The organism is Streptomyces beijiangensis (genome assembly GCF_017315755.1).
GTDB classification, from domain to species: domain Bacteria; phylum Actinomycetota; class Actinomycetes; order Streptomycetales; family Streptomycetaceae; genus Streptomyces; species Streptomyces beijiangensis.
This window is the reverse complement of sequence record NZ_JAFLRJ010000114.1, coordinates 43,990-66,432: the sequence shown is the minus strand read 5'-3', so window position 1 is coordinate 66,432 and position 22,443 is coordinate 43,990. Positions and strand designations below refer to the sequence as shown.

15 protein-coding genes, 1 tRNA gene, 1 pseudogene and 1 riboswitch are annotated in these 22,443 nt (G+C 69.1%); of the genes and pseudogenes, 8 read left to right on the top strand and 9 right to left on the bottom strand.

Annotated features, from left to right (window positions below; genetic code table 11):
- The 3 genes and pseudogenes from J0695_RS12985 to J0695_RS12975 form a co-directional block, all read left to right on the top strand.
- A pseudogene (locus J0695_RS12985) lies at nucleotides 1-246 on the top strand (metabolite traffic protein EboE); the annotation flags it as partial.
- On the top strand, nucleotides 243-1,715 hold the full coding sequence (locus tag J0695_RS12980; protein ID WP_206962145.1) for an alkaline phosphatase family protein: 1,473 nt from the start codon (nucleotides 243-245) through the stop codon (nucleotides 1,713-1,715). The pseudogene J0695_RS12985 and the gene J0695_RS12980, both read left to right, overlap by 4 nt.
- Nucleotides 1,712-2,884, top strand: a complete 1,173-nt coding sequence (locus tag J0695_RS12975) for a sugar phosphate isomerase/epimerase family protein (protein ID WP_206962144.1) — start codon at nucleotides 1,712-1,714, stop codon at nucleotides 2,882-2,884. Before J0695_RS12980 ends, J0695_RS12975 begins: the two co-directional genes overlap by 4 nt.
- A gap of 84 nt (nucleotides 2,885-2,968) precedes the next feature.
- On the opposite strand, the gene J0695_RS12970 is transcribed toward J0695_RS12975, so the two are convergent.
- The 4 genes from J0695_RS12970 to frc form a co-directional block, all read right to left on the bottom strand.
- Nucleotides 2,969-4,348 carry an OFA family MFS transporter gene (locus tag J0695_RS12970; RefSeq protein ID WP_206962143.1) on the bottom strand — a complete coding sequence of 460 codons (1,380 nt, stop codon included), beginning with the start codon at nucleotides 4,346-4,348 and terminating at the stop codon, nucleotides 2,969-2,971.
- A 1-nt stretch (nucleotide 4,349) separates the two neighbouring features.
- The gene (locus J0695_RS12965) at nucleotides 4,350-5,747 is read right to left on the bottom strand and encodes an OFA family MFS transporter (RefSeq protein WP_206962142.1); all 1,398 of its coding nucleotides are present in this window, start codon (nucleotides 5,745-5,747) and stop codon (nucleotides 4,350-4,352) included.
- Between the two features lie 118 nt (nucleotides 5,748-5,865).
- A complete protein-coding gene (locus J0695_RS12960; protein ID WP_206962141.1) occupies nucleotides 5,866-8,025 on the bottom strand; it encodes an acetate--CoA ligase family protein in 2,160 nt (719 codons plus the stop codon).
- The gene (gene frc, locus J0695_RS12955) at nucleotides 8,025-9,254 is read right to left on the bottom strand and encodes a formyl-CoA transferase (RefSeq protein WP_206962140.1); all 1,230 of its coding nucleotides are present in this window, start codon (nucleotides 9,252-9,254) and stop codon (nucleotides 8,025-8,027) included. Before frc ends, J0695_RS12960 begins: the two co-directional genes overlap by 1 nt.
- A 167-nt stretch (nucleotides 9,255-9,421) precedes the next feature.
- Between frc and sucC the strand changes: the two genes are divergently transcribed.
- The 3 genes from sucC to J0695_RS12940 all read left to right on the top strand — a co-directional run bounded on the left by sucC (nucleotide 9,422) and on the right by J0695_RS12940 (nucleotide 13,173).
- Nucleotides 9,422-10,603 carry an ADP-forming succinate--CoA ligase subunit beta gene (gene sucC / locus J0695_RS12950; RefSeq protein WP_206962139.1) on the top strand — a complete coding sequence of 394 codons (1,182 nt, stop codon included), beginning with the start codon at nucleotides 9,422-9,424 and terminating at the stop codon, nucleotides 10,601-10,603.
- Nucleotides 10,604-10,605: 2 nt separating this feature from the next.
- The gene (sucD, locus tag J0695_RS12945) at nucleotides 10,606-11,508 is read left to right on the top strand and encodes a succinate--CoA ligase subunit alpha (RefSeq protein WP_206962138.1); all 903 of its coding nucleotides are present in this window, start codon (nucleotides 10,606-10,608) and stop codon (nucleotides 11,506-11,508) included.
- A gap of 123 nt (nucleotides 11,509-11,631) precedes the next feature.
- On the top strand, nucleotides 11,632-13,173 hold the full coding sequence (locus tag J0695_RS12940) for an aldehyde dehydrogenase family protein (protein ID WP_206962137.1): 1,542 nt from the start codon (nucleotides 11,632-11,634) through the stop codon (nucleotides 13,171-13,173).
- 53 nt (nucleotides 13,174-13,226) lie between these two features.
- Here the strand turns inward: J0695_RS12940 and J0695_RS12935 are convergent, their stop codons facing one another.
- The gene (locus J0695_RS12935; RefSeq protein WP_206962136.1) at nucleotides 13,227-14,543 is read right to left on the bottom strand and encodes a DUF2254 domain-containing protein; all 1,317 of its coding nucleotides are present in this window, start codon (nucleotides 14,541-14,543) and stop codon (nucleotides 13,227-13,229) included.
- A 166-nt stretch (nucleotides 14,544-14,709) separates the two neighbouring features.
- Between J0695_RS12935 and J0695_RS12930 the strand changes: the two genes are divergently transcribed.
- Nucleotides 14,710-14,797 (top strand) — tRNA-Leu (locus J0695_RS12930).
- Nucleotides 14,798-14,922: 125 nt separating this feature from the next.
- Here the strand turns inward: J0695_RS12930 and J0695_RS12925 are convergent.
- Nucleotides 14,923-15,804, bottom strand: a complete 882-nt coding sequence (locus tag J0695_RS12925) for a LysM peptidoglycan-binding domain-containing C40 family peptidase (RefSeq protein WP_206962135.1) — start codon at nucleotides 15,802-15,804, stop codon at nucleotides 14,923-14,925.
- Nucleotides 15,805-15,809: 5 nt separating this feature from the next.
- A riboswitch (cyclic di-AMP (ydaO/yuaA leader) is annotated at nucleotides 15,810-15,963 on the bottom strand.
- A 202-nt stretch (nucleotides 15,964-16,165) separates the two neighbouring features.
- Nucleotides 16,166-16,564, bottom strand: a complete 399-nt coding sequence (locus tag J0695_RS12920; protein WP_206962134.1) for a nuclear transport factor 2 family protein — start codon at nucleotides 16,562-16,564, stop codon at nucleotides 16,166-16,168.
- Nucleotides 16,565-16,635: 71 nt separating this feature from the next.
- On the opposite strand from J0695_RS12920, the gene J0695_RS12915 reads away from it, so the two are divergent.
- Nucleotides 16,636-17,211, top strand: a complete 576-nt coding sequence (locus tag J0695_RS12915; RefSeq protein WP_206962133.1) for a PadR family transcriptional regulator — start codon at nucleotides 16,636-16,638, stop codon at nucleotides 17,209-17,211.
- A gap of 33 nt (nucleotides 17,212-17,244) precedes the next feature.
- Here J0695_RS12915 and fusA read toward each other — a convergent pair whose 3' ends face one another.
- Both fusA and J0695_RS12905 read right to left on the bottom strand, forming a co-directional pair.
- Nucleotides 17,245-19,275 carry an elongation factor G gene (fusA, locus tag J0695_RS12910; RefSeq protein ID WP_206962132.1) on the bottom strand — a complete coding sequence of 677 codons (2,031 nt, stop codon included), beginning with the start codon at nucleotides 19,273-19,275 and terminating at the stop codon, nucleotides 17,245-17,247.
- Nucleotides 19,276-19,551: 276 nt separating this feature from the next.
- Complete coding sequence (locus J0695_RS12905) at nucleotides 19,552-22,443, bottom strand: NHLP bacteriocin export ABC transporter permease/ATPase subunit (protein ID WP_307798591.1); 2,892 nt, start codon at nucleotides 22,441-22,443, stop codon at nucleotides 19,552-19,554.

The window sequence follows — 22,443 nt, the reverse complement described above, 5'->3', positions numbered from 1 at the left end:
CCCTTGCACGCCCCGCCCGCCCCACCGCTCAGCTCGACGCTCCCCGTGCTCCAGGACACGCTGACCCGGCTGGTCGGCGGTGAGCGGCCGCGGACCCGCCATCTCGAGGTCGAGACCTACACCTGGCAGGCGCTCCCCGCCGAACTGCGCCCGCGCAGCCGCGCCCAGCTCGCCGACGGGATCGCCGCCGAACTCACCCTCGCCCGTGACCTGCTGACCGACCTCGGACTGAAGGAGCTCCCATGACCGGCCCGACCCCGCTTCTCGTCCTGGACGTCGTCGGCCTCACCCCCCGGCTTCTCGACCACATGCCCCGCCTCAAGACCCTCGCCCAGTCCGGCTCCCAGGCCCCGCTCGGCACCGTCCTGCCCGCCGTCACCTGCGCCGCCCAGTCCACCTTCCTCACCGGCACCACCCCGGCCGAGCACGGCATCGTCGGCAACGGCTGGTACTTCCGCGATATCGGCGAGGTCCTCCTCTGGCGCCAGCACAACGGCCTCGTCGAGGGCGACAAGATCTGGGACGCCGCCCGCCGGGTGCACCCCGGCTACACCGTCGCGAACATCTGCTGGTGGTACGCGATGGGCGCCGACACCGACTTCACCGTCACCCCCCGCCCCGTCTACTACGCCGACGGGCGCAAAGAACCCGACTGCTACACCAGGCCCCCCGCCCTCCACGACGAACTCACCGACAAATTCGGCACGTTCCCCCTCTTCCACTTCTGGGGCCCGGGAGCCGACCTCGTCTCCTCCCAGTGGATCGTGGACGCCACCCGCCACATCATCACCACCCGCAGCCCCGACCTGGCGCTCTGCTACCTCCCGCACCTGGACTACGACCTCCAGCGGTACGGCCCCGACGACCCGCGCTCCCTCCAGGCGGCCGCCGACCTGGACGCCGCCCTGGCCCCGCTCCTCGACGACGCCAAGGCCGAGGGCCGTACCGTCGTCGCCCTCTCCGAGTACGGAATCACCCCCGTCAGCCGCCCCGTCGACATCAACCGGGCACTGCGCAGGGCCGGCCTCCTGGAGGTCCACACCCAGGAAGGCATGGAGTATCTCGACCCGATGACGTCCAGGGCCTTCGCCGTCGCCGACCACCAGATCGCCCATGTCTACGTCCGCCGCCCCGAGGACCTCGAAGCCACCCGTGAGGCGCTCCGCGACCTCAAGGGCATCGAGCAACTCCTCGACGACGAGGGCAAGAAGGCGCACGGCCTCGACCACCCCCGCTCCGGCGAACTGGTCGCCGTCGCCGACCCCGACGCCTGGTTCACGTACTACTACTGGCTCGACGACGCCCGCGCCCCCGACTTCGCGCAGCTTGTCGAGATCCACCGCAAACCCGGCTACGACCCGGTCGAGCTCTTCCTCGACCCCCTCGACCCGTACGTGAAACTCAAGGCCGCCAAGGCCCTGGCCCGCAAGAAGCTCGGTATGCGCTACCGGATGGCCGTGGTCCCCCTGGACCCCTCGCCTATCCGCGGCAGCCACGGCCGCCTCCCCCTGAGCGACGAGACAGGTCCGCTCATCATCTGCTCCACCCCCCGCGCCGTCGGTGGCCGCGTACCGGCCACCGATGTGAAGTCCCTGCTCCTCGGCCTGGCGGGCCTCGCCCGACCCGACGGAGAAGCAGTTACGGAAAGTGAAGCACGCGCCACTGACAACGCCCCGGTGGCGCCCGCCCCGCACGCCGAAAAGAGGCATCCGTGAGCAACTTCCACGACCAGCCCGCCGAGTCCCTCAGACAACGCCTCGGCATCAACCGCCGTAACTTCCTCACCACCTGCACCGCCGCGGCCGCCGGCGCGATCGCCGCACCGGTGTTCGGCGCATCACCGGCCTTCGCCCAGTCGCAGTCACAGCAAGGCCAAGGACACAGCCACGGCCACGGAAAGGGCCGCAACACCCTCGTGCCCGCCACCAAGCGCGGCATCATCCTCTACACCGTGCGCGACGCGACAGGCCGCGACCCGCTCTCCAGCGACCTGCCCTCCGGCTTCCGTGAGGTCTTCAAGGAGCTGGCCCGATACGGCTACAAGCAGGTCGAGTTCGCCGGCTACGGGCAGCACGCCAACGCCCCCGGCGGCGCCAACCTCGAATCCGTGGAGGGCGCCAGACTGCTGCGCTCCTGGCTGGACGAGTACGGGCTGCGCGCCCAGGGCAACCACGGCTTCATCCCCGGCTCCTGGCCGCTCAACCAGCCCGACACCGACACCTTCAAGAAGCACCTGGAGATCGCCTCCATCCTCGGGATGGACCACGTGGGCACCGGCGGCGACCCCACCGGCAGCGACTACAAGGCCGACTGGGACGTGGCCGCCGACAAGTGGAACGCACTGGGCGACATCGCGCACCGCGCGGGGCTCAAGCTCTACACCCACAATCACGACGCGGCGTACGGCTTCCTGCTCGACGGCGGCCCGCTCGACGCCCAGGGCCGTCCCACCCGCAGCTCCGGCGTCCGTAAGCTGGAGTACTTCCTCAAGGTCAGCGACCCGAGGACCGTGTGGCTGGAGATGGACATCTTCTGGGCGCACGTCGCGCAGTACAAGTTCCACACCTACACCGCCCTCGACGGCTCCACCCGGGAGAAGGTCTTCGACCCGGCCGCCCTGGTCCGCGCCCACAACAAGCGCTACCCGCTCTTCCACGCCAAGGACGGCACCCGTAACGACACCAACGGGATGGGCTACGACATGGTGCCGTTCGGCACCGGCGTCATCGACTACACCACGTTCCTCAGCAGGGTCGGTGAGAAGAACTACCGCAACCCGATGGTCGAGCAGGACAACGCACCCAGCTCCACCGACCTGGGTCAGTCCCTGAAGCACGCGAAGATCGGCTACGACCACCTGGCCGCCCTGCGCGAGAAGTGCTGACCGTCCTCCCACCGCGCACACGCAACTGAGGGGGGCCCGGCCATCAGGCCGGGCCCCCCTCAGCATGTACTCACCGCAATCCTGTTACGCGGGAACGGGGACCGCCCTCTCCTCCCGGGGCTGTCGCAGCAGCAACGAGAGGGTCGCGGCGACCAGTGACACCCCGCCGGCCATCGCATAGGCCCCGTCATAGCCCCATGAGTCCACGACCATCGCGCCGAGCCCGCCGCCGAACAGACCGCTCACCAGCTTGGCGCTGTAGACCATTCCGTAGTTGGATGCGTTGTTGTTCTCGCCGAAGTAGTCCGGGACCAGTGCCGCGAAGAGTGGATAGAAGGCCCCGCCCGCGAAGCCGGACACGAACGCGAAGACGAGGAACAGCCACTCGCTGCGGACATCGCCCGCCCACAGCACCCCGAACTGTGCGACCGCCAGGGTCAGGCAGACGTAGGTAAGGGTGCGCTGCCGGCCCAGCCGGTCGGAGAGCCAGCCGACGACTCCGCGGCCGGTGCCGTTGATCACCGACATGACACCCATCGAGGAGGCCGCGATGAGCGGGCCGAAGCCGATGTCCTTGGCGTACGGAACCTGGAAGGAGATCCCGAAGATGGAGACGCCCGCACAGCACAGCATGCAGAACCACATCAGCGGGATGACTCCGGTCTTCAGCGCCTCACCCGGGGTGAACTGCCGTACCGCGGGCGGGTTCTTGGCCATCGCCGTCGCGATCTTCACGTCGGCTGCGGTGTTCAGCGGGTCCACCTCGGCCGGCCACCAGTTCTTCGGCGGGTCCTTGAAGAACATCCCGGCCACCAGGGTCACGGCGAGTACGTAGAAGCCGACCAGGTCGAGCACGGTCCGGTAGTTCGAGGTGTTGAAGCCGTACTGGAAGAGGAAGATGAACGGGACCGCCCCGTAGGCGAACGCCCCGTTGACCAGGCCTGTCTTGCCGCCCTTGCGCTCCGGGTACCACTTGCCGACCATGTTGACGCAGGTCGAGTAGATCAGCCCGGACCCCGTACCGCCGAAGAATCCGAAGCCGATGAGCGCGAAGGTGATGTTGGGCGCGTGGCTGAGGCTGACGAACCCCAGCAGGGAGAGCACCGAGCCGATCAGCATGGCGGACCGGCTGGTGAGTATGCCCTTCTCGCGGAGCTTTCCGGTCGGGAAGGAGACCGCTGCCTGGAAGAAGATCCAGACGCTCAGCACCCAGAAGGTGTTGGAGGACGTCCAGTGCTTCGCTTCGGAGAGGGTGTCCTCCGCCGATCCGAAGGCGTACTCGAAGACGCTGATGGCGAGCATCGCCGCCCAGGGCAGCGCCACCATCGTCCAGCGTGGCCGGCCCAGGATCTGGCGGTCGCTCTCCCCGACCCGGTAGACACGGCCGCGCGCGTCCTTGACCTCGCGGTAGTCCCGGCCGGTGGTTGTCTGTGCGGTCTTCGTGGTGATGTTTTCCGTTGTCATCTCAGGCCATCTCCTCGCCAAGCGGTTGCGGGTTCGGCTGGAGGCGCCGCTTGACCTGCGGCTGCGGGCGTCCTGGAGCCTTGAGGAAGAGTGCGAGCACAGCTGATCCGAGTCCGAGGCAACCGGCGAACGCGAAGGCGCCGCCGTAGCCCCAGGCGCCGACGGCCACGGCACCCATGCCGGAGCCGACGAGGCCGGAGATCAGCTTGGAGCTGTAGACCAAGCCGTAGTTGGATGCGTTGTTGTTCTCGCCGAAGTAGTCCGCGGTCATGGCCGCGAACAGGGGGAAGATGGCGCCGCCGCCGAAGCCGGAGACCATCGAGCAGAACAGGAAGAAGGGCATCGAGCCCATGTCCCCGGAGAAGAAGACCCCGAACTGCGCCGCTCCCAGCACGATGCAGACGATGATCAGAGTGTTGCGCCGGCCGTACTTGTCGGAGATCCAGCCGATGACACCGCGGCCCGTGCCGTTCACGATTGCCTTGAGCGACATCGCGGTCGCCACGATCCCGCCGGCGAATCCCATTTCCTTGCCGAACGGCACCTGCATGGCGATGCCGAAGATGTTGATGCCGGCCGTGCAGAGCAGGCAGAACCACATCATCCACAGCAGGGGTGTCCTGGCCGCTTCCCGCGGGGTGTACTGCTTGATCGCCGGCGGGTTCTTCGCCAGCGCCCGGACGATCCGGGGGTCGTCGGAGACCTTCAGCGGGTCGACGTGCGCGGGCCACCAGTTCTTCGGCGGGTCCTTGAAGAACCAGCCGGCGACCGCGACGACGGCACAGCAGGTCACGCCGACCATGACCAGCACGGTCTCGTAGTTCGAGAGGTCCATGTACGAGGTGAAGAGGAAGACGAAGGGCACCGAGCCATAGGCGAAACCGCCGTTGACCATGCCGGTCTTGCCGCCCTTGCGCTCCGGGTACCACTTGCCGACCATGTTCACGCAGGTCGCGTAGACCAGGCCGGCGCCTATGCCGCTGAACATCCCGAAGCCGAGGTAGGCGACGGCCACATGTGGCGCGTACGCCAGTGACACATAGCCCAGTACGGTCCCGAGCGCGCCCAGCATCATCGCGCTCCTGGCGGGCAGCCGCCCGCTCTCGCGCAACTGCCCCGCCGGGAAGGCCACAGCGGCCTGGAAGAAGATCCAGACGCCCATCAGCCAGAAGATGTGTCCGCTGTTCCACAGATGCGCGTCGTGGAGCGTCTCCTCGGCGGACGTGAAGGCGTACTCCGAGGAACTGATGCCCAGCATTCCCATCCATGGGAAGAGCACCATGGTCCAGCGTGGTCGTCCCATGATGTGCCGGTCGGTCTCGCCGAGCCGGTACACCCGGCCGTTCACGTCCTTCACTTCGCGGAACGGAACGGGTGTGGTGATCGATGTGGTGGTCATGTCGGTTTCGCACTCCTATGTGTCGAAAGAGCTGGCCAGCGCCCCCTGTCCAATGCCTTTCGCATGTGCGCGTGAAGCGGGAGTGGCCGGTCCCGGTGGGGACCGGCCACCCCTCAGCTCATGTGCCGCCTCCCAACAGACCTGCGGCGCGGGCCCACCTGTACTTGGCGCCCAGTGCGGCCACCGGCTTCTCGGTCGTGTACGGATAGGCCACGACCCCTCGTTCGAAGAGGTACTGGCAGGCTTCTTCGACCTCGATGTCGCCCGCCAGGGACGCCACCACCGGCTTCTCGATGCCGCGCGCCCGGAACTCCGCCACCACACGCGCCGTCAGCTCCGCGAAGACCATCGGGGGAGTGACGATCGTGTGCCAGTAACCGAGGACCAGGGAGTGGATGCGCGGGTCCTCAAGACCCAGGCGGATCGTCGCCTCGTACGTCGACGGGGGCTCGCCGCCCGTGATGTCGATCGGGTTGCCCGCGGCCCCGAAGGGCGGGATGAACGCCTTGAAGGCGGCGTCCAGGTCGTCCGGGATCTCCATCAGCGAGAGCCCGTTGTCGACGATCGCGTCCGAGAGCAGCACCCCGGAGCCGCCGGCCCCCGTGATGATCACGACGTTGTCGCCCTTGGGGGTGGGCAGCACGGGCAGTGCCCGCGCGTACTCCAGCATCTCGTTGAGACCCGGCGCCCGGATCACCCCGGCCTGTTTGAGGATGTCCTCGTACACGGCGTCGTCACCGGCCAGCGCGCCGGTGTGCGAGCCCGCCGCCTTCGCGCCGGCGCTGGTGCGGCCCGCCTTGAGGACCACGACCGGCTTCTTCGGCACGGTCGCCCTCGCCGCCTCGACGAAGGCGCGCCCGTCCTTGAGGTCCTCCAGATGCATCGCGATGCACTGGGTGTTGGGGTCCTCGCCGAACCAGGTCAGCAGGTCGTCCTCGTCCAGGTCCGACTTGTTGCCGAGGCCGACGATGGCCGACACCCCGGTCTTGGTGGACCGGGCGAAGCCGAGGATGGCCATCCCGATGCCGCCGGACTGCGAGGTCAGGGCGACACCGCCCCTGACGTCGTACGGCGTGCAGAACGTGGCGCAGAGGTCGTGCCACGTCGAGTAGTAGCCGTAGATGTTCGGGCCGAGCAGCCGCACTCCGTACCGCTCGGCGATGGTCACGAGCTCGTCCTGCAGCGCGTGTTCACCGGTCTCGGCGAAGCCGGACGGGATGAGGACGGCGTTCGGTATCCCCTTGCGGCCGACCTCTTCGAGAGCGGCCGCGACGAACTGCGCGGGGATCGCGAAGACCGCCACATCAGGCTCACCAGGAACATCCATGACGCTCTTGTAAGCCTTACGGCCGAGTATGTCGTCGGCCTTGCGGTTCACCGGGTGGATATCTCCCGGAAATCCCCCGGCGACCAGGTTCTTCATGACCGAATTGCCGATCTTCCCCTCCTCGTTGGAGGCGCCGATGACGGCGACCGAGCGCGGCTGCATCAGCCGGCGCATCGAGGTGAGGATCTCTTCGCGGCTGTACGAGCGCCGGGGCGCGGCCGGCTCCCCGCCGAGCAGGATCCGTACGTCGGCGGCCATCACCCCGTCCGCCGACGCGAAGACCGGGTTGAGATCGATCTCCGCGATCTCGGGGAAGTCGGCGGCGAGCTGCGAGACCCCGACGATCAGATGGGAGAGCGTCGTGCGGTCGACGGCCGCCCCGCCCCGGACACCGCGAAGCACCTCCGCGGCCCGGATCGAGTCCAGCATCGACAGCGCGTCGTCCTCGGATGCGGGGGCGAGCCGGAAGGTGATGTCCTTCAGCACCTCCACCAGCACCCCGCCGAGCCCGAAGGCGACGATCTTGCCGAAGGTCGGGTCGGTGACCGTGCCGACGATGACCTCGGTCCCGGCCGGCACCATCTGCTGGACCTGGACGCCGAGGATGGCGGCAGCCGGGTCGTGGCGACGGGCGTTGGCGACGATCGTGGTGAAGGCGGCCCGTACCTCGGCGTGCGAGGTCACACCGATCCGCACTCCGCCCGCGTCCGTCTTGTGCACGATCTCGGGGGAGACGATCTTCAGCGCGACCGGGAAGCCGATCCGGTCGGCAAGGGCCACCGCCTCGTCCGCGCACTCGGCGAGCGCCTCGGCCGGGACCGGGATGTCGTACGCGTCCGCGATCCGTTTGGCCTCGGGCGCGGTGAGGGCGCTGCGGCCTTCGGTGAGAGCGGCGTCGAGCACGGCACGTACCGCCGCTCTGTCGGGCCGTGCTGTTGCGGGCAGAGGCATCAGATGACTCCGTCCGTCTTCAGCAGGCGCAGTTCCTCGTCGCCCAGGCCGAGTTCGCCGACGTACACCTCCGCGTTGTGCTCACCGAGCAGCGGCGAGGTGAGGACCTCGACGGGGGAGTCGGAGAGCTTCAGCGGGGAGCCGACGGTGGTGAAGGTGCCACGCTCGGGGTGCTGGACCTCGACGACGATCTCCTGGGCGGCCAGTGAGGCGTCCTCGATGATCTCCTTGGTGGAGAGGATCGGTCCGCAGGGGACGTTGTGGGCGTTGAGCTTCTCCAGGACCTCCCACTTGGGGAGGGTCGACGACCACTCCTCGATGAGCTGGAACATCTTGGGCAGTTTGGGCAGCCGGGCCTCCGGCGTCGCCCAGTCGGGGTCCTTGGCCAGCTCGGGCCGCCCGATCAGTTCGCTGATGGGCTGCCAGCCGACGGGCTGGACGATGACGTAGACGTAGTCGTTGGGTCCGCCGGGCGCGCACCTGACCGCCCAGCCCGGCTGCCCGCCGCCGCTCGCGTTGCCCGAACGCGGCACCTCGTCGCCGAAGTCCTCGTTGGGGTACTCCGCCAGGGGGCCGTGCGCCAGCCGCTGCTGATCGCGCAGCTTCACCCGGCAGAGGTTGAGCACGGCGTGCTGCATGGCCACGTTGACGCGCTGCCCGCGCCCGGTGTTCTCGCGCTGGAAGAGAGCGGCGAGGATGCCGGCCACCGCGTGGATTCCCGTACCCGAGTCCCCGATCTGCGCGCCGGTCGCCATCGGCGGGCCGTCCGCGAAGCCGGTCGATGTCATCGAGCCGCCCATGGCCTGCGCGACGACCTCGTACGCCTTGAAGTTGGTGTACGGACCGTCCCCGAAGCCCTTGATGGAGGCGTAGATGATCCTCGGGTTGATCTCCCGGATCTTCTCCCAGGTGAAGCCCATCCGGTCGACGGCACCGGGTCCGAAGTTCTCCACCATCACATCGGAGCGGCGGATGAGCTCCGTCAGGATCTCTTTCCCGCGCTCCGACTTGGTGTTGAGGGTGATGCTCCGCTTGTTGCAGTTGAGCATCGTGAAGTAGAGCGAGTCGACGTCCGGGAGGTCGCGGAGCTGCTTGCGTGTGATGTCTCCGGAGGGTGCCTCCAGCTTCACCACGTCCGCGCCGAGCCAGGCGAGGAGCTGGGTGGCCGAGGGCCCGGACTGTACGTGCGTCATGTCGAGGACACGCACGCCTTCAAGAGCTTGGGTCATGTCAAGGGCCCCTCACTACGTGTACATGGGTCTGGGGAAGGGGTGTTGGAGCTCCGTTCGATACATTGCATACAGTCGACGAATACTGTATGAACCTTGTTATCCCTCATCTTGAGGGGTGGTGTCCAGGGGCGTGCGGCACTTTTCCGACCGAGTCAGGAGCCGGCATGGATCTGTACGAGCACCAGGCAAGGGAACTCTTCAAGGACCACGGCATTCCGGTGCCGGACGCGGCAGTTGTTGCCACGCCGCGTGAGGCGCGGGCGGCGGCCGAAGCGCTCGGTGGCAGCGTCGTCGTCAAAGCCCAGGTAAAGACCGGTGGCCGGGGCAAGGCGGGCGGCGTCAAGTTCGCGGCCGACGCCGCGTCGGCGGAACTCACCGCCCGTCAGATCCTCGGCATGGACATCAAAGGCCACACCGTCCGCAAGGTCATGCTGGCCCAACCGGTCGACATCGACGCCGAGTTCTACGTGGGTTACGTACTGGACCGCGCGGCCGGCACCTTCCTCGCCATCGCCTCCGCGGAGGGCGGCATGGACATCGAAGAAGTGGCCGCGACCCGCCCCGAGGCCGTCGTCCGCATCCCCGTCGACCCGGCCGTCGGCATCACCGCCGAGAAGGCTGCCGCAATCGCGGCAGCGGCCGGGCTCCCCGCGGAGGCCGCGACCGTACTGCAGCAGCTCTGGCAGGTCCTCATCCGTGAGGACGCCCTGCTCGTCGAGGTGAACCCGCTCGTCCGTACCACCGGAGGACGGATCCTCGCCCTCGACGGCAAGGTCACCCTTGACGACAACGCGAGCTTCCGGCAGGCCCGTTGGGGCACAAGCCACGCCGACAACGCAGATCCGCACGGCGACCCGCTGGAGGCGGACGCGGCGGCCAAGGGCCTCAACTACGTCAAACTGGCCGGCCGCGTCGGTGTCATCGGCAATGGCGCGGGCCTGGTGATGTCCACCCTCGACGTGGTCGCGGGGTGCGGTGCGGAGCCCGCCAACTTCCTCGACATCGGGGGAGGGGCCTCCGCCCAGGTCATGGCCGACGGCCTCTCCGTCATCCTCTCCGACCCCGATGTGCGGTCCGTCCTCGTCAACGTCTTCGGCGGCATCACCGCCTGCGACGCGGTCGCCGACGGCATCGTCCAGGCCCTGGAATCGGTTCACCTGACCAAGCCGCTGGTCGTACGGCTCGACGGCAACAACGCCGCCCAGGGCCGCGCGATCCTGAACGCCCGCGCCCATCCCCTCGTACAGCAGGCCACCACCATGGACGGCGCGGCCCGCCGGGCGGCCGCGTTCTGTCTCATGGGGGCAAGCCCCCAAACCCCCGCCGCGACCCAGGGAGTGCGATAGAGATGGCCATCTTCCTCACGAAGGAGTCCAAGGTCCTCGTCCAGGGCATGACCGGCGGCGAAGGCATGAAGCACACCCGCCGGATGCTCGCCGCGGGCACCGAGATCGTCGGCGGCGTCAATCCTCGCAAGGCCGGCCAGGTCGTCGACTTCGACGACCGCGCCGTCCCCGTCTTCGGCTCCGTCGCCGAGGGCATGGCCGCCACCGGCGCGGACGTGACCGTCATCTTCGTCCCGCCGCCCTTCGCCAAGGCCGCCGTCATGGAGGCGGCCGACGCGGGGATCGGCCTCGCGGTCGTCATCACCGAGGGCATTCCCGTCCACGACGCCGTGGTTTTCCAGGCGTACGCGAAGCAGAAGGGAACCCGCGTCATCGGCCCCAACTGCCCCGGACTCATCAGCCCCGGGCAGTCCAACGCCGGCATCATCCCCGCCGACATCGCCACCAAGCCGGGCCGGATCGGCCTGGTCTCCAAATCGGGCACCCTCACCTACCAGCTCATGTACGAACTCCGCGAGACCGGCTTCTCCTCGGCGGTCGGCATCGGCGGCGACCCCGTCGTCGGCACCACCCACATCGACTGCCTGGCCGCCTTCCAGGACGATCCCGACACCGAGCTGATCGTCCTGATCGGCGAGATCGGCGGCGACGCCGAGGAGCGTGCGGCCGCGTACATCGCCGCGCACGTCACCAAGCCGGTCGTCGGCTACATCGCGGGCTTCACCGCCCCCGAAGGCAAGACCATGGGGCACGCGGGGGCGATCGTCTCCGGTTCCTCGGGTACGGCCCTGGCCAAGAAGGAGGCGCTCGAATCAGCGGGTGTGTCCGTGGGCTCGACCCCCTCCGAAACCGCCGCGCTGGTCCTCGCACTCCTCGCGGCAGCACGTGAAGTCACCCACAATTAACGGCAGTTACATAGCGCGACCCTCAACCCCTCACTACGTTCACCGTACGGCCGCCCTGTGCGAGGACGGCCGTGAGAGCCACCCACACTGCCCCGCCCACTCCACGAGCGGAGAACTGTACCGATGGCACCCACCCTCATCATCAAGCCCGGAACCTCCTGGTCCGACGCCTGGCAGCGCTGTCTCGCCGTCGCCCCCGAAGCCTTCCGAGACGACCGCGTCCTCAACCTCTGGGGCTCCGCATGGCAGGCCGACGGCCGAGCCCTGCCCGCCACTTCACCCGTCGACGGCAGCCCGATCGCGGGCCCGCCGCGCCTCGACTCCGCCACCGCCCAGCAGGCGGTACGCGCCTCGCTCGACCAGCACCGCGCCTGGCGGCACATCCCGCTGCCCGAGCGCCGCGCCCGCGTCTCGGCCACCCTCGACGCCCTGACCGAACACCGTGAACTCCTCGCCCTCCTCCTCGTCTGGGAGATCGGCAAGCCCTGGCGCCTCGCCCAGGCCGACGTGGACCGCGCCATCGACGGAGTGCGCTGGTACGTCGACGGCATCGAGACCATGCTCGAAGGCCGCACCCCGCTCGCCGGCCCCGTCTCCAACATCGCCAGCTGGAACTACCCCATGTCCGTCCTGGTCCACGCGATGCTGGTGCAGGCCCTGGCCGGCAACGCGGTCATCGCCAAGGCCCCGACCGACGGCGGAGTCGCCTGCCTCACCCTGGCCAGCGCCCTCGCAGCGCGCGAAGGCATCCCCGTCACCCTGGTGAGCGGCAGCGGCGGCGAGCTTTCCGAAGCCCTCGTACGCTCCCCGGAAATCGGCTGCGTCTCCTTCGTCGGGGGCCGCGACACCGGCGCCCGTATCGCCACCGCCGTGGCCGACCTGGGCAAGCGCCACATCCTGGAACAGGAGGGGCTCAATACCTGGGGCATCTGGAACTACACCGACTGGGACGCGCTCTCCTCGGTGATCCCCAAGCTCTTCGACTACGGCAAGCAGCGCTGCACCGCCTACCCCCGCTTCGTCGTCCAGCGCAGCGCCTTCGACCAGTTCCTGGGCGCCTACCTGCCGGCCGTACGCTCGCTGCGCACAGGCCACCCCCTGGCGGTCGAGCACCCCGACGACGCCCTGCCCGAACTGGACTTCGGCCCGCTCATCAACGCGGCCAAGGCCAAGGAACTCGGTGACCAGGTGGCCGAGGCGATCGACCGCGGCGCCGTACCCCTGCACCGTGCGACGCCCGACCAGGGCCGCTTCCTGCAGGGCCAGGACACCAGCGCCTACCTCCAGCCGGTGACCCTCCTCAATCCGCCCCCCTCCTCCCCGCTGCACCACGCGGAACCCTTCGGCCCGGTCGACACCATCGTCCTGGTCGACACGGAGGCCGAACTGCTGGCCGCCATGAACGCCTCGAACGGGGCGCTGGTCGCCACCCTGTCCACCGACGACCCGGCGACGTACGAACGCCTCGCCCCGCAGATCCGCGCCTTCAAGATAGGCAAGTCGAAGCCCCGCTCACGCGGTGACCGCGACGAGCTCTTCGGCGGGCTCGGCGCCTCCTGGCGTGGGGCCTTCGTCGGCGGCGAACTTCTCGTCCACGCCGTGACCGAAGGCCCCGAGGGGGAGCGGCTGCCCGGGAACTTCCCGGACTACCAGCTCATTCCGTAGAGACGCGGGCCTGTCGCACGGAGGGTGTCGCTCACCGGCGCCCTCCGTGCGGCTCAGCCGATGCCCTGATGGTCGGGCGAGAGCGCGAAGACCCGGTCCGCGGCCTCGGGAACAGCCCGCTCCACGGCCCGTACGAGCAACTCACGATGGTGCGCCAGCACCTCCACGCGCCCCTCGGGCGCCAGCGCCGCCAGATCGTCGAGCACGGCCATCAGCCGCCGCGTGACCTGCGGCGATCCGACAGCACACCCCCGCACCTCGGCCAACCCCAGATTCACCAGGTCGTTCCACTCGGGCACGGGCTGCACCAGCCGTACGACGCCCTTCGCATCCCGGTGCTGCACGGCGCCCAGCGGCTGCGAGACGACCGCCGCGAGCAGCTGCATGATCCGGTCCAGACACTGCACGGCGGTGGTCGGATCGTTCACCGCGGGGGACAGGGCCCGCAGCGCGATGTCGGCGAGCTGCCGCAGCCCGAACCCGAGGTCCTGATGGAAGGTCCGCTCGGCCGCCACGGATACCGAGGACCGCACGGTCATGGAGGCGCGCCCTGGGACGTCCCCGCCGTGCACGGCGAGCAGCGGAGCACCGGGCACCACGAAGTCCCCGATGCGGGGAATGAGCCGTACGACCAAGCTGTGACGGCGTGCCACGAGCACGAGCCGCGCGATGTTCACATCCCGCAGCACCCCGGCGCGCCCGGCGTACCGCACCACCCCGGACTCCGCCGGGAGCTCCCACTCCGGGTCCCACGCACCGGGCTGGCGCTCCAGCGTCCGGAACGCCTCCCCGGCGATCCGCTCCACCACCTGTCCCACTCGCATCAGCCGCAGCGTGGCATTCACATAGGCCACGAACAGGAGCAGGCTGAGTGCGACCATGACCAGCGTCAGCAGGCTCTGGACCAGCGGGACGGTGCCGATCAGCCGCGGATCGGTCTCGCTCTCGTACGACGACAGCACAGCCAGCGACAGCACGAAGGTCGCCAGGAACACCGCGAAGGTGGACTTGGTGATCCGCGACCGCACGAAGATCCGCACCACCCGCGGGCTGAACTGCCCGCTGGCCATCTGTACGGCCACCAGGGAGATCGAGAACACCACACCGATGAAGGTCATCATCGCGGAGCTCACGGTGGAGATGACCGGCTTGATGTCCTCGGTGACGTTCACCAGCTCGCTGAGCTGGTCGAAATCACCGTCGGCCTGAAGCTGCCGCACCACCTCCGAGTCGAGGGCGGAAGCCGCCAGCCAGGCCAGCATCACCAGCACCATCGCGGCCATGGGGGCAAACCAGAAATTGTCCCGGAGGTGCTCCCGTACCGGGGACAGCAGACGGGGCCGGCGGTACGCGCTGATCGTGTCGCTCACCTGCCGAAGGCTATTTGCCACACTCCGTGACAGTTCGGCAACACACGGCGAGATCCCCTGCTCATGCCGTCCGTGACCTCGGGATATGCAGGTGAAACCCACCCCGAACCCCTGGTATTGTTTTCCATGTCGCCGCGGGGAACACACCGCGAACGACAGACACCTTGTCCGGGTGGCGGAATGGCAGACGCGCTAGCTTGAGGTGCTAGTGCCCTTTATCGGGCGTGGGGGTTCAAGTCCCCCCTCGGACACCAGCTGAGACCCCACTTCACGTGGGGTTTTCTGCGTTTCAGGGCGGTATCGCGACGACGTCGGGTCTGCCGGCCCCAACAGGGGCCGGCAGACCCGACGTTACGTTTGTGCCGGTGAAGCCGGATGACTAGGCGATGCGGCCAGCGAAGTCCGGCGTGTAGTTGGAGATCGTGTCGTAGATGACGCCCGAGCTCGGGTTGGCGGCCTGGACGAACTTGCCGTCGCCGATGTAGATGCCGACGTGGTAGACACCGGCGTCGGTGCCGTCCGAGGACCAGAACAGCAGGTCGCCCGCCTGCAGCGAGTCGAGCGAGACATGGGTGCTGGCGGCGGCCTGGTCGTTGGCCACCCGCGGGATGGAGATGCCGGCCTTGGCGAGGGCGGTCTGGGTCAGGCCGGAGCAGTCCCAGCCGGAGGAGTCGGAGCCGCCGTAGACGTAAGGGGTCCCGACCTGCGACTCGGCGAAGGAGATCGCGGAGGCCATGCTGCCGCTGGCCGTGGTGGCGGTCGTGCTGCTCGTCGAGGTGTCGGACGACGTCCGGGTGGTGGAGTTGTCCGAGGCCGAGGTGGAGGACGACGAACCGCTGTCGGACGAAGTCGAAGAGCTCGAAGCCGTCGAGGAGCCTGTGCTGGACGAGCTGTCGCCGGTGGTGGCCGTTCCGCTGAGGGTCAGCACCTGGCCGGGGTAGATGTGGTTGGGGCCGTCGGCCAGCGTGGACTTGTTGAGGTCGTAGAGCTTCTCCCAGCCGCCGGTGACGTTCTTCTTCTTGGCGATGCTGGAGAGCCAGTCGCCCGCGACGACGGTGTACTTGGCGGGGGCGCTCGTGGCGGTGCCGGTGGAGGCGGAGCTGGAGGCTGTCGTCGTGGCCTGTGCCGGGGCGGCGCTCGCGCCGGTGGCGGAGACCAGCGGGATGGCCAGGCCGACACCGGCGAGGCTCATTCCGGCGACCAGACGGTGGACACGGGTGCGGCGCGGCCTGGGTGCGTTCACGTCATTCGTGGGCAGCATGAATCTGCGTTCCTCTCCTACGCCTGCGAGGTGAGCTGTCGGATTCGGGCTGGAGTTGCCCGGCCGTGCACTGCACGACTTCACCCCTAGCCGCGATCGCTGGATCGCGGCGGCTTACCTGGGTCCCCCGCTCCTGCCGTGGTGCGGTGTGTCGGTGTCTGGATTCCTCCGGCGGCAGGACTCGGCGTTCCGGAGATATCGGTTCCGCTTGACTGCGGACGTTGCACGCTAAACAGGTCGGTAGGGGATCCGCAAACCCCTGACGACTTCCTCACATCGACTGCGGGTGGTTCACAGTTTCCACACAGGTGGCTGTGCAAGGGCGCCCCGAGACCCCGCCTGACGTGGGGTTCTCCGCGTTTCAGGACGCTTCGCCCTGCGCCTCCCGTGCGATCTGCTCGAACTGCGCGCCCATCGCCGTGGCCAGCGCCTGGGCCGCCGACAGCGGGCGGACCATGACGGTGAAGTCGTCGATGAGGCCGTCCTCGTTCATGTGAAGGAAGTCGCACCCGTTGATCTCGCGCTCGCCCACACGCGCCACGAAGACGAGTGCGTGGTCGCGGCCGTCGGCGCTGTTGATCTCCCGTACGTAGCGGAAGTCCTCGAAGACGCGGATGACGCCGCGCAGGATCGCCGCGGTCATGGCCTTGCCGGGGTACGGCTTGAACGCGACCGGGCTGGTGAACACGACATTCTCGGCCAGGAGGTCCTCTATCGCGGTGTGGTCGCCCGCCTCGACGGCCTTGCGGAAGGGGTGCATCGTCGCCACCTTGTAGTCAATTCGTTGAATAGGTGCGGGTGACAGTAATCGCATCGATGTACGGTGTCCAGATGTCTCTGAAGTACGCGGTCCTCGGCGCGCTCCTGGAGGGCGAGGCCTCCGGCTACGACCTGGCGAAGATCTTCGACGTCTCGGTCTCCAACTTCTGGGCGGCGACGCCCCAGCAGCTCTACCGCGAGCTGGAGCGCCTGGCCGCCGACGGGCTGGTCGAGGCGCGTGTCGTGGCACAGGACCGCAGGCCGAACAAGCGGATGTTCACGCTGTCCGCGGCCGGCCGGCAGGATCTGGCCGCGTTCACCGCGAAGGAGCCCCGGCCCACCGCGGCCCGCGACGAGCTGCTGGTGAAGGTGCAGGCCCTGGACGTCGGTGATGCCGACGCCGTGCGCGGCCACATCGCGGAGCGCATGGACTGGGCACGCGGGAAGCTCGCCCGCTACGAGCGCGTACGGATCCACCTTCTGGGCGGCCTGAGCGAGGAGGATTTCCTCCGCGACAGCGACCGGATCGGGCCGTATCTGACGTTGATGCGCGGCATGTCCTTCGAGGAGGAGAACCTGCGCTGGGCGCGACGGGCGCTGGAGATCCTGGACCGCCGCGCAGCGAATCGCACCGTACAGCTGCCGTGACCTGCGTGGAGTGCGGGTCACGGCAGCCGGTGGCTACCGCTCGTCCGGGGCGGGTGCGTACCCCGTCGGACGGGTGGTGAAGGTTCCGCGGCCCTGGGTGCGGCTGCGGAGCCGGGAGGCGTAGCCGAACATTTCGGCGAGCGGGACCGTGGCTGTGACCACGGCCGCAGCAGCCCGTACCGTCGAGTCCATCACCCGGCCGCGACGGGCCGCGAGGTCACCGAGCACCGAGCCCACGGCGTCCTCGGGCACGGTCACCGTGACCTCGGCGACCGGTTCCAGGAGCGCCATGGTGCTCGACCGCAGCGCCTCGCGCAGAGCCAGTCGGCCCGCCGTGCGGAACGCCAGGTCGGAGGAGTCCTTGGCGTGGGTGGAGCCGTCCGTCAGGACGACCCGCACCCCCGTCACCGGATGCCCGCCCAGCGGCCCCTCGGCCAGCGCGTCCCGGCAGCCCGCCTCCACCGCGCGCACGAACTCGCGCGGCACCCGGCCTCCGGTCACCGTCGAATCGAAGGCGAATTGCCCGGTGTCGTACGGAGTGACATCGAGGACGATGTGGGCGAACTGCCCTGCCCCGCCGTCCTGTTTGACGTGCCGGTAGACGAGATCCGAGACGCCCCGTACGACGGTTTCCCGGTACGAGACCCGCGGTCGGCCGACCGTGACCTGCAGGGCGTGGGCCTGACGGAGCTTCTCCACCGCGACCTCCAGATGGAGTTCGCCCATGCCCGAGAGCAGGGTCTGGCCGGTCTCGGGGTCGGTCCGCGCCCGGAGCGACGGGTCCTCCTCGGTGAGGCGGGCCAGTGCGCCGGCCAGTCGGCCGGTGTCCGTGTTGCGGACCGCTTCGAGTGCGACCGAGACGACCGGATCGGGTACGGCCGCCGGCTCGAGGAGCAGCGGTGCGTCCGGCGCGCACAGGGTCGCCCCGGCGCGCGCCGCCTTCACGCCGGCCACGGCGACGATGTCCCCGGCGACGGCCAGGTCCGCCTCCGCGTGCCGGTCGGCCTGTACCCGTACGATCCGCCCGATGCGCTCGGTGCGGCCCGCGCCCGTGTCCAGCACGAGGTCCCCCTTCCGAATCGTTCCCGCGTACACGCGCAGGTAGGTGAGGCGGCCCGTCGGGGTCGCCGCCACTTTGAAGACGAGGCCGGCGAACGGCTCCGTCGGGTCCGCGGCGGTCCGGCCCGGCACCGGCGGTACGTCGAGCGGCGAGGGCAGGTACGCCGTCACCGCGTCGAGCAGTGGTTCGATGCCGCGGTTGCGGTACGCCGATCCGCACAGCACCACCACGCCGCCGCCGTTCGCGTCGAGCGTGATCGCGCGCAGTGCGGCGGCGAGTGTCGCGTCGGTGAGCGCGGAGTGGTGGACGTACTCCTCCAGGGCCTGCGGGTGCAGGCCCGCGACGGACTCGTCGAGTACGGCACGCCGGCGTTGCGCCTCCGCCAACAGGCCTTCGGGTACCGGACGTTCGGTGTACGCGTCCTCCCAGGTGAGCAGTCGCATCCGTACCAGGTCCACGACTCCGGTGAATCCGGACTCCCGTCCCACCGGCAGCTGCACGACCAGCGGCGTGGTGTGCAGCCGGTCGCGGATCGAGGCCACCGCCGTGTCGAGGTCGGCCCCGGTGCGGTCCAGCTTGTTGACGAAGGCGATGCGCGGAACCCCGTAACGGTCGGCCTGCCGCCAGACCGACTCGGACTGGGGCTCCACTCCTGCGACCGCGTCGAACACCGCGACCGCTCCGTCGAGTACGCGCAGTGCGCGCTCCACCTCGTCGGCGAAGTCGATGTGTCCAGGCGTGTCGATCAGATTGATGCGGTGACCGTTCCAGTCGCAGCTGACCGCTGCCGCGGAGATGGTGATTCCGCGGTCGCGTTCCTGCGGATCGAAGTCGGTGACGGTGTTGCCGTCATGGACCTCGCCGAGCCGGTGGATCGCGCCGGTCAGGAACAGGAAGCGCTCGGTGACGGTGGTCTTGCCCGCGTCGACATGGGCGAGGATGCCCAGGTTCCTGACGGTGGACAGGGGGAGGGGATGAACGTGGGTGGTGGCATGGGTGCGCACGGCCGGCGCCTTTCGGGTCGGACAGGGGAAAGCTGAGGGCGGCGCGATGCGGCGACGATCCAGTGAAGGTGTGGTGATGTGCGGGATCGCGTCAGATGTTCGTCGCGGGATCCGGTGAGGGCCGCGCAGCCTTCACCAGGAGCGCGGAGACACCAGGATCACGTCGTAACGCGTACGGGGAGCACGCATGACCGGTGCTCCCTTCGCGTAGTGGTGGCGTGTGCAGTACGAGCGTAGTGATCTCCGCGCCGCGCGGCACCGCATTTTGTGTCCGGGTCAGGCGAGCTGGCGCCGCACCAGTTCGCGCAGCCGCCCGCCCGTGTCCGCCAACAACTCGGCCGGTGACCCCTGTTGGACGATGCGGCCCTCGGACATCACCACCACCCGGTCGGCGTCCAGGACCGTCGACAGACGGTGCGCGATGACGATCCGGGTGGCTTTCAGGGCGCGGGTGCTGTCGATGACGGTGCGCTGGGTCTCGTTGTCCAGGGCGCTCGTCGCCTCGTCGAAGAACAGGATGCGGGGGCGGCGGATCAACGCCTGGGCGATCATGAGGCGTTGGCGCTGGCCGCCGGAGACGGCTCCGCCGCCCGCGATCATCGTGTGCAGGCCCATCGGCATCCGCCGGATGTCCTCGGCCAGGCCTGCCATCTCCGCCGCCTCCCAGGCCTCCTCCTGCGTGTACGCCTCGGCCCCGCAGATGCACTCCAGGATCGAACCCGTCAGCGGCTGGGCGTTCTGCAGCACCACCCCGCACTGGCGGCGCACCGCCGCCTGGTCGAGGGCGGCGAGGTCCTGGCCGTCGTACAGCACGCTGCCCGCGACAGGCTTGTCGAAGCCGATGAGCAGGCGAAGCAGTGTCGACTTTCCGCAGCCGCTCGGGCCGACGACCGCGACGAACTCGCCGGGCCTGATCGACAGGGACACCTCGTCCAGGACCAGCGGACCGTCCTCGGAGTACCGGAAGGACAGCCCGCGCGCCTCCAGTTCCCCGGCGAGCGTGCCGGGCTGGGTGGCGGTGTTCGGCACCTCGGGCGTGGCATCGAGCACCGGCTTGATCTGCTCGAACATCGGCAGTACCGCGGCCGCCGAGAGCAGTGCCCCGGTCAGCTGGGTGACCGAGGTCAGCAGCATCGTCACCGAGGTGCTGAAGGTGAGGAACGCGGCTGCCGAGAGGGTGCCGCGCGCCGGGCCGGCGAGGAGCATGAAGAGTACGAGCGAGCAGAGAGGCAGATAGACCGCGTTGAGCACCGTCGTCGCGTTCTTGATACGGCCCGCACGCCGCTGCAGCTCCCTGCTCTGGGCGAACTCTCTGGCCCAGGCCGCGTACGCGAAGCTCTCCGCCCCGGCGACACGTAGCTTCGGCAGCCCGCGCAGGGTCTGGAAGGCCTGGTTGTTGAGCTTGTTGCTCAGCTTGACCAGGCGGCGCTGCCAGCGCAGCTCCCACAGACCGAGAGTGAGGAAGACCGCCGCGATCACGGCCAGCATGCCGAGGGCGGCCAGGGCGAGGGGCACGCTGAAGACGAGAAGCATCACCAGGTTCAGCAGCCCGATCGTGCCCGACTGCACGACGAGCGGTCCGACCCCCGAAAGGAGGCGGCGTATCGCGCTGATGCCCATCGCGGCGCTCGCCAGTTCGCCGGTGGAGCGGGAGGCGAAGAAGCGGGTCGGCAGACGCAACAGCCGGTCCCAGACGGCCGGTTGAAGGACACTCTCCACCCTGCCCTCCAGGCGCAGCACCGTCAGATTCTGCAGCAGCATGAAGGCGGCCGATACGACGCTGGAGATGACGAGTGCGACGGAGACCTGCACGATGAGGTCCGTGGCGGCGTCGGGTACGTAGACGCCGAGCACCTGCCCGGTCGCGAGGGGGACCAGCGCGCCGATCGCCACCGTCACCAGGCTCGCGAGGACCAGATTGCGCAGATCCACCTGCGTGCCGCGGGCGCTGAACCGCAGCAGCCGCCAGGGGGTGAGCGGGCGGTCGGGCAACGGCCGGTAGAACATCACCGCCCGCGCCTCGAACTCCGCCGCGTTGTCCTCGTCGATCCGGGTGCGCCGTTCGCTGGAGGGGTGGACGGACTCGTAACCTCCGCGCCGCCACAGCAGGGCGACCGGTGTCCCCGAGGACTCCCGGTGCCCCAGGAGAGGGCCGGCGTCCTGCCGCCACCAGCGTCCTTCGAGCCGCACCGGGCGGGTGCGGACCCTGGCGGCGAGGGCGATCTGCTCGACGGGGTCGACGCGCTCGGTCACCGCGCCGCTCAGTCCGGGTGCGGCCAGGGTGATCCCGGCGGCGCGGGCCACCAGACGGCAGGCGTCGTACGTCGCGTCGGCCGTGCTGCCGTCCGCACCGGCGCCTCCGGTGCGCGCCCCGCGCCGGGAGCCGCCCTGGCGGCCGATGGAGGCAAGGAGGGTGCGGTCGGCCTGTTCGCGTACGGTCGCGCCCGCTTTGAGACCGGCCGCCGTCCTTGTCTCGTGGGCGTTCTCCAGGTGTTCGATCCACCGGTCGAGCGCCGTGAGCAGCCGGTGCTGCTGGTCGACCATGCGTTGCCACAGCGTCCCGTCGAGCAGCAGGTCCCCGGCGGCGTCGGCCGCGTAGGAGGCTCCGTACTGCACACTGCCGGGGGAGACCGTCAGCCAGACGACATCTTCGTCGCCGCTGTGCGCGGACTGCCCGTCGGGCACGGTGCGACCGTCCAACGGGGCCTCGAACAACACTTGTTGGCTGCGTCCCACGCCCAGCGAGAAGGCGTACTCCACCAGGCTGAGCGCCTGTTGGTCGTAGCCGTACCGGCTGTGGCCGTGCTGGTCGTACCCGTGCTGGTCGTATCCGTGCACGGTGGGTGTGTACGGCAGCTCCCGCAGCGGGATGCGGCGCAGCAGACAGCCCTCCAGGGGGCGGCCGATCAGGGTGTGCTGCGTTCCCTGGACCGGGCCCATGAGCAGCGCGCCCGGCTCCAGGCGGCCCAGGAAATGCCAGTGGCTCTGGGCTATGGGATCCACTGCGAACAGGTCGATGGACCCGGCGACCACCAGCCACAGCATGTTCGGGCCTTCGAGGGACAGGCTGCGCAGAGCGGTGCCGTCGACCTGTTCGCCGAGCGTCCCGAAGGCGGTGATGACCTGGTCGGCTGCCGCGTACGCCTGATCCTGCTGTGTGTACGTCAC

Bases quoted from the DNA above. Each gene is read 5' to 3' on its own strand.
- J0695_RS12980 (WP_206962145.1), top strand. From the start codon at position 243: ATGACCGGCCCGACCCCGCTTCTCGTCCTGGACGTCGTCGGCCTCACC.
- J0695_RS12970 (WP_206962143.1), bottom strand. From the start codon at position 4,348: ATGACAACGGAAAACATCACCACGAAGACCGCACAGACAACCACCGGC.
- J0695_RS12965 (WP_206962142.1), bottom strand. From the start codon at position 5,747: ATGACCACCACATCGATCACCACACCCGTTCCGTTCCGCGAAGTGAAG.
- J0695_RS12960 (WP_206962141.1), bottom strand. From the start codon at position 8,025: ATGCCTCTGCCCGCAACAGCACGGCCCGACAGAGCGGCGGTACGTGCC.
- frc (WP_206962140.1), bottom strand. From the start codon at position 9,254: ATGACCCAAGCTCTTGAAGGCGTGCGTGTCCTCGACATGACGCACGTA.
- sucC (WP_206962139.1), top strand. From the start codon at position 9,422: ATGGATCTGTACGAGCACCAGGCAAGGGAACTCTTCAAGGACCACGGC.
- sucD (WP_206962138.1), top strand. From the start codon at position 10,606: ATGGCCATCTTCCTCACGAAGGAGTCCAAGGTCCTCGTCCAGGGCATG.
- J0695_RS12940 (WP_206962137.1), top strand. From the start codon at position 11,632: ATGGCACCCACCCTCATCATCAAGCCCGGAACCTCCTGGTCCGACGCC.
- J0695_RS12925 (WP_206962135.1), bottom strand. From the start codon at position 15,804: ATGCTGCCCACGAATGACGTGAACGCACCCAGGCCGCGCCGCACCCGT.
- J0695_RS12920 (WP_206962134.1), bottom strand. From the start codon at position 16,564: ATGCACCCCTTCCGCAAGGCCGTCGAGGCGGGCGACCACACCGCGATA.
- J0695_RS12915 (WP_206962133.1), top strand. From the start codon at position 16,636: ATGTCTCTGAAGTACGCGGTCCTCGGCGCGCTCCTGGAGGGCGAGGCC.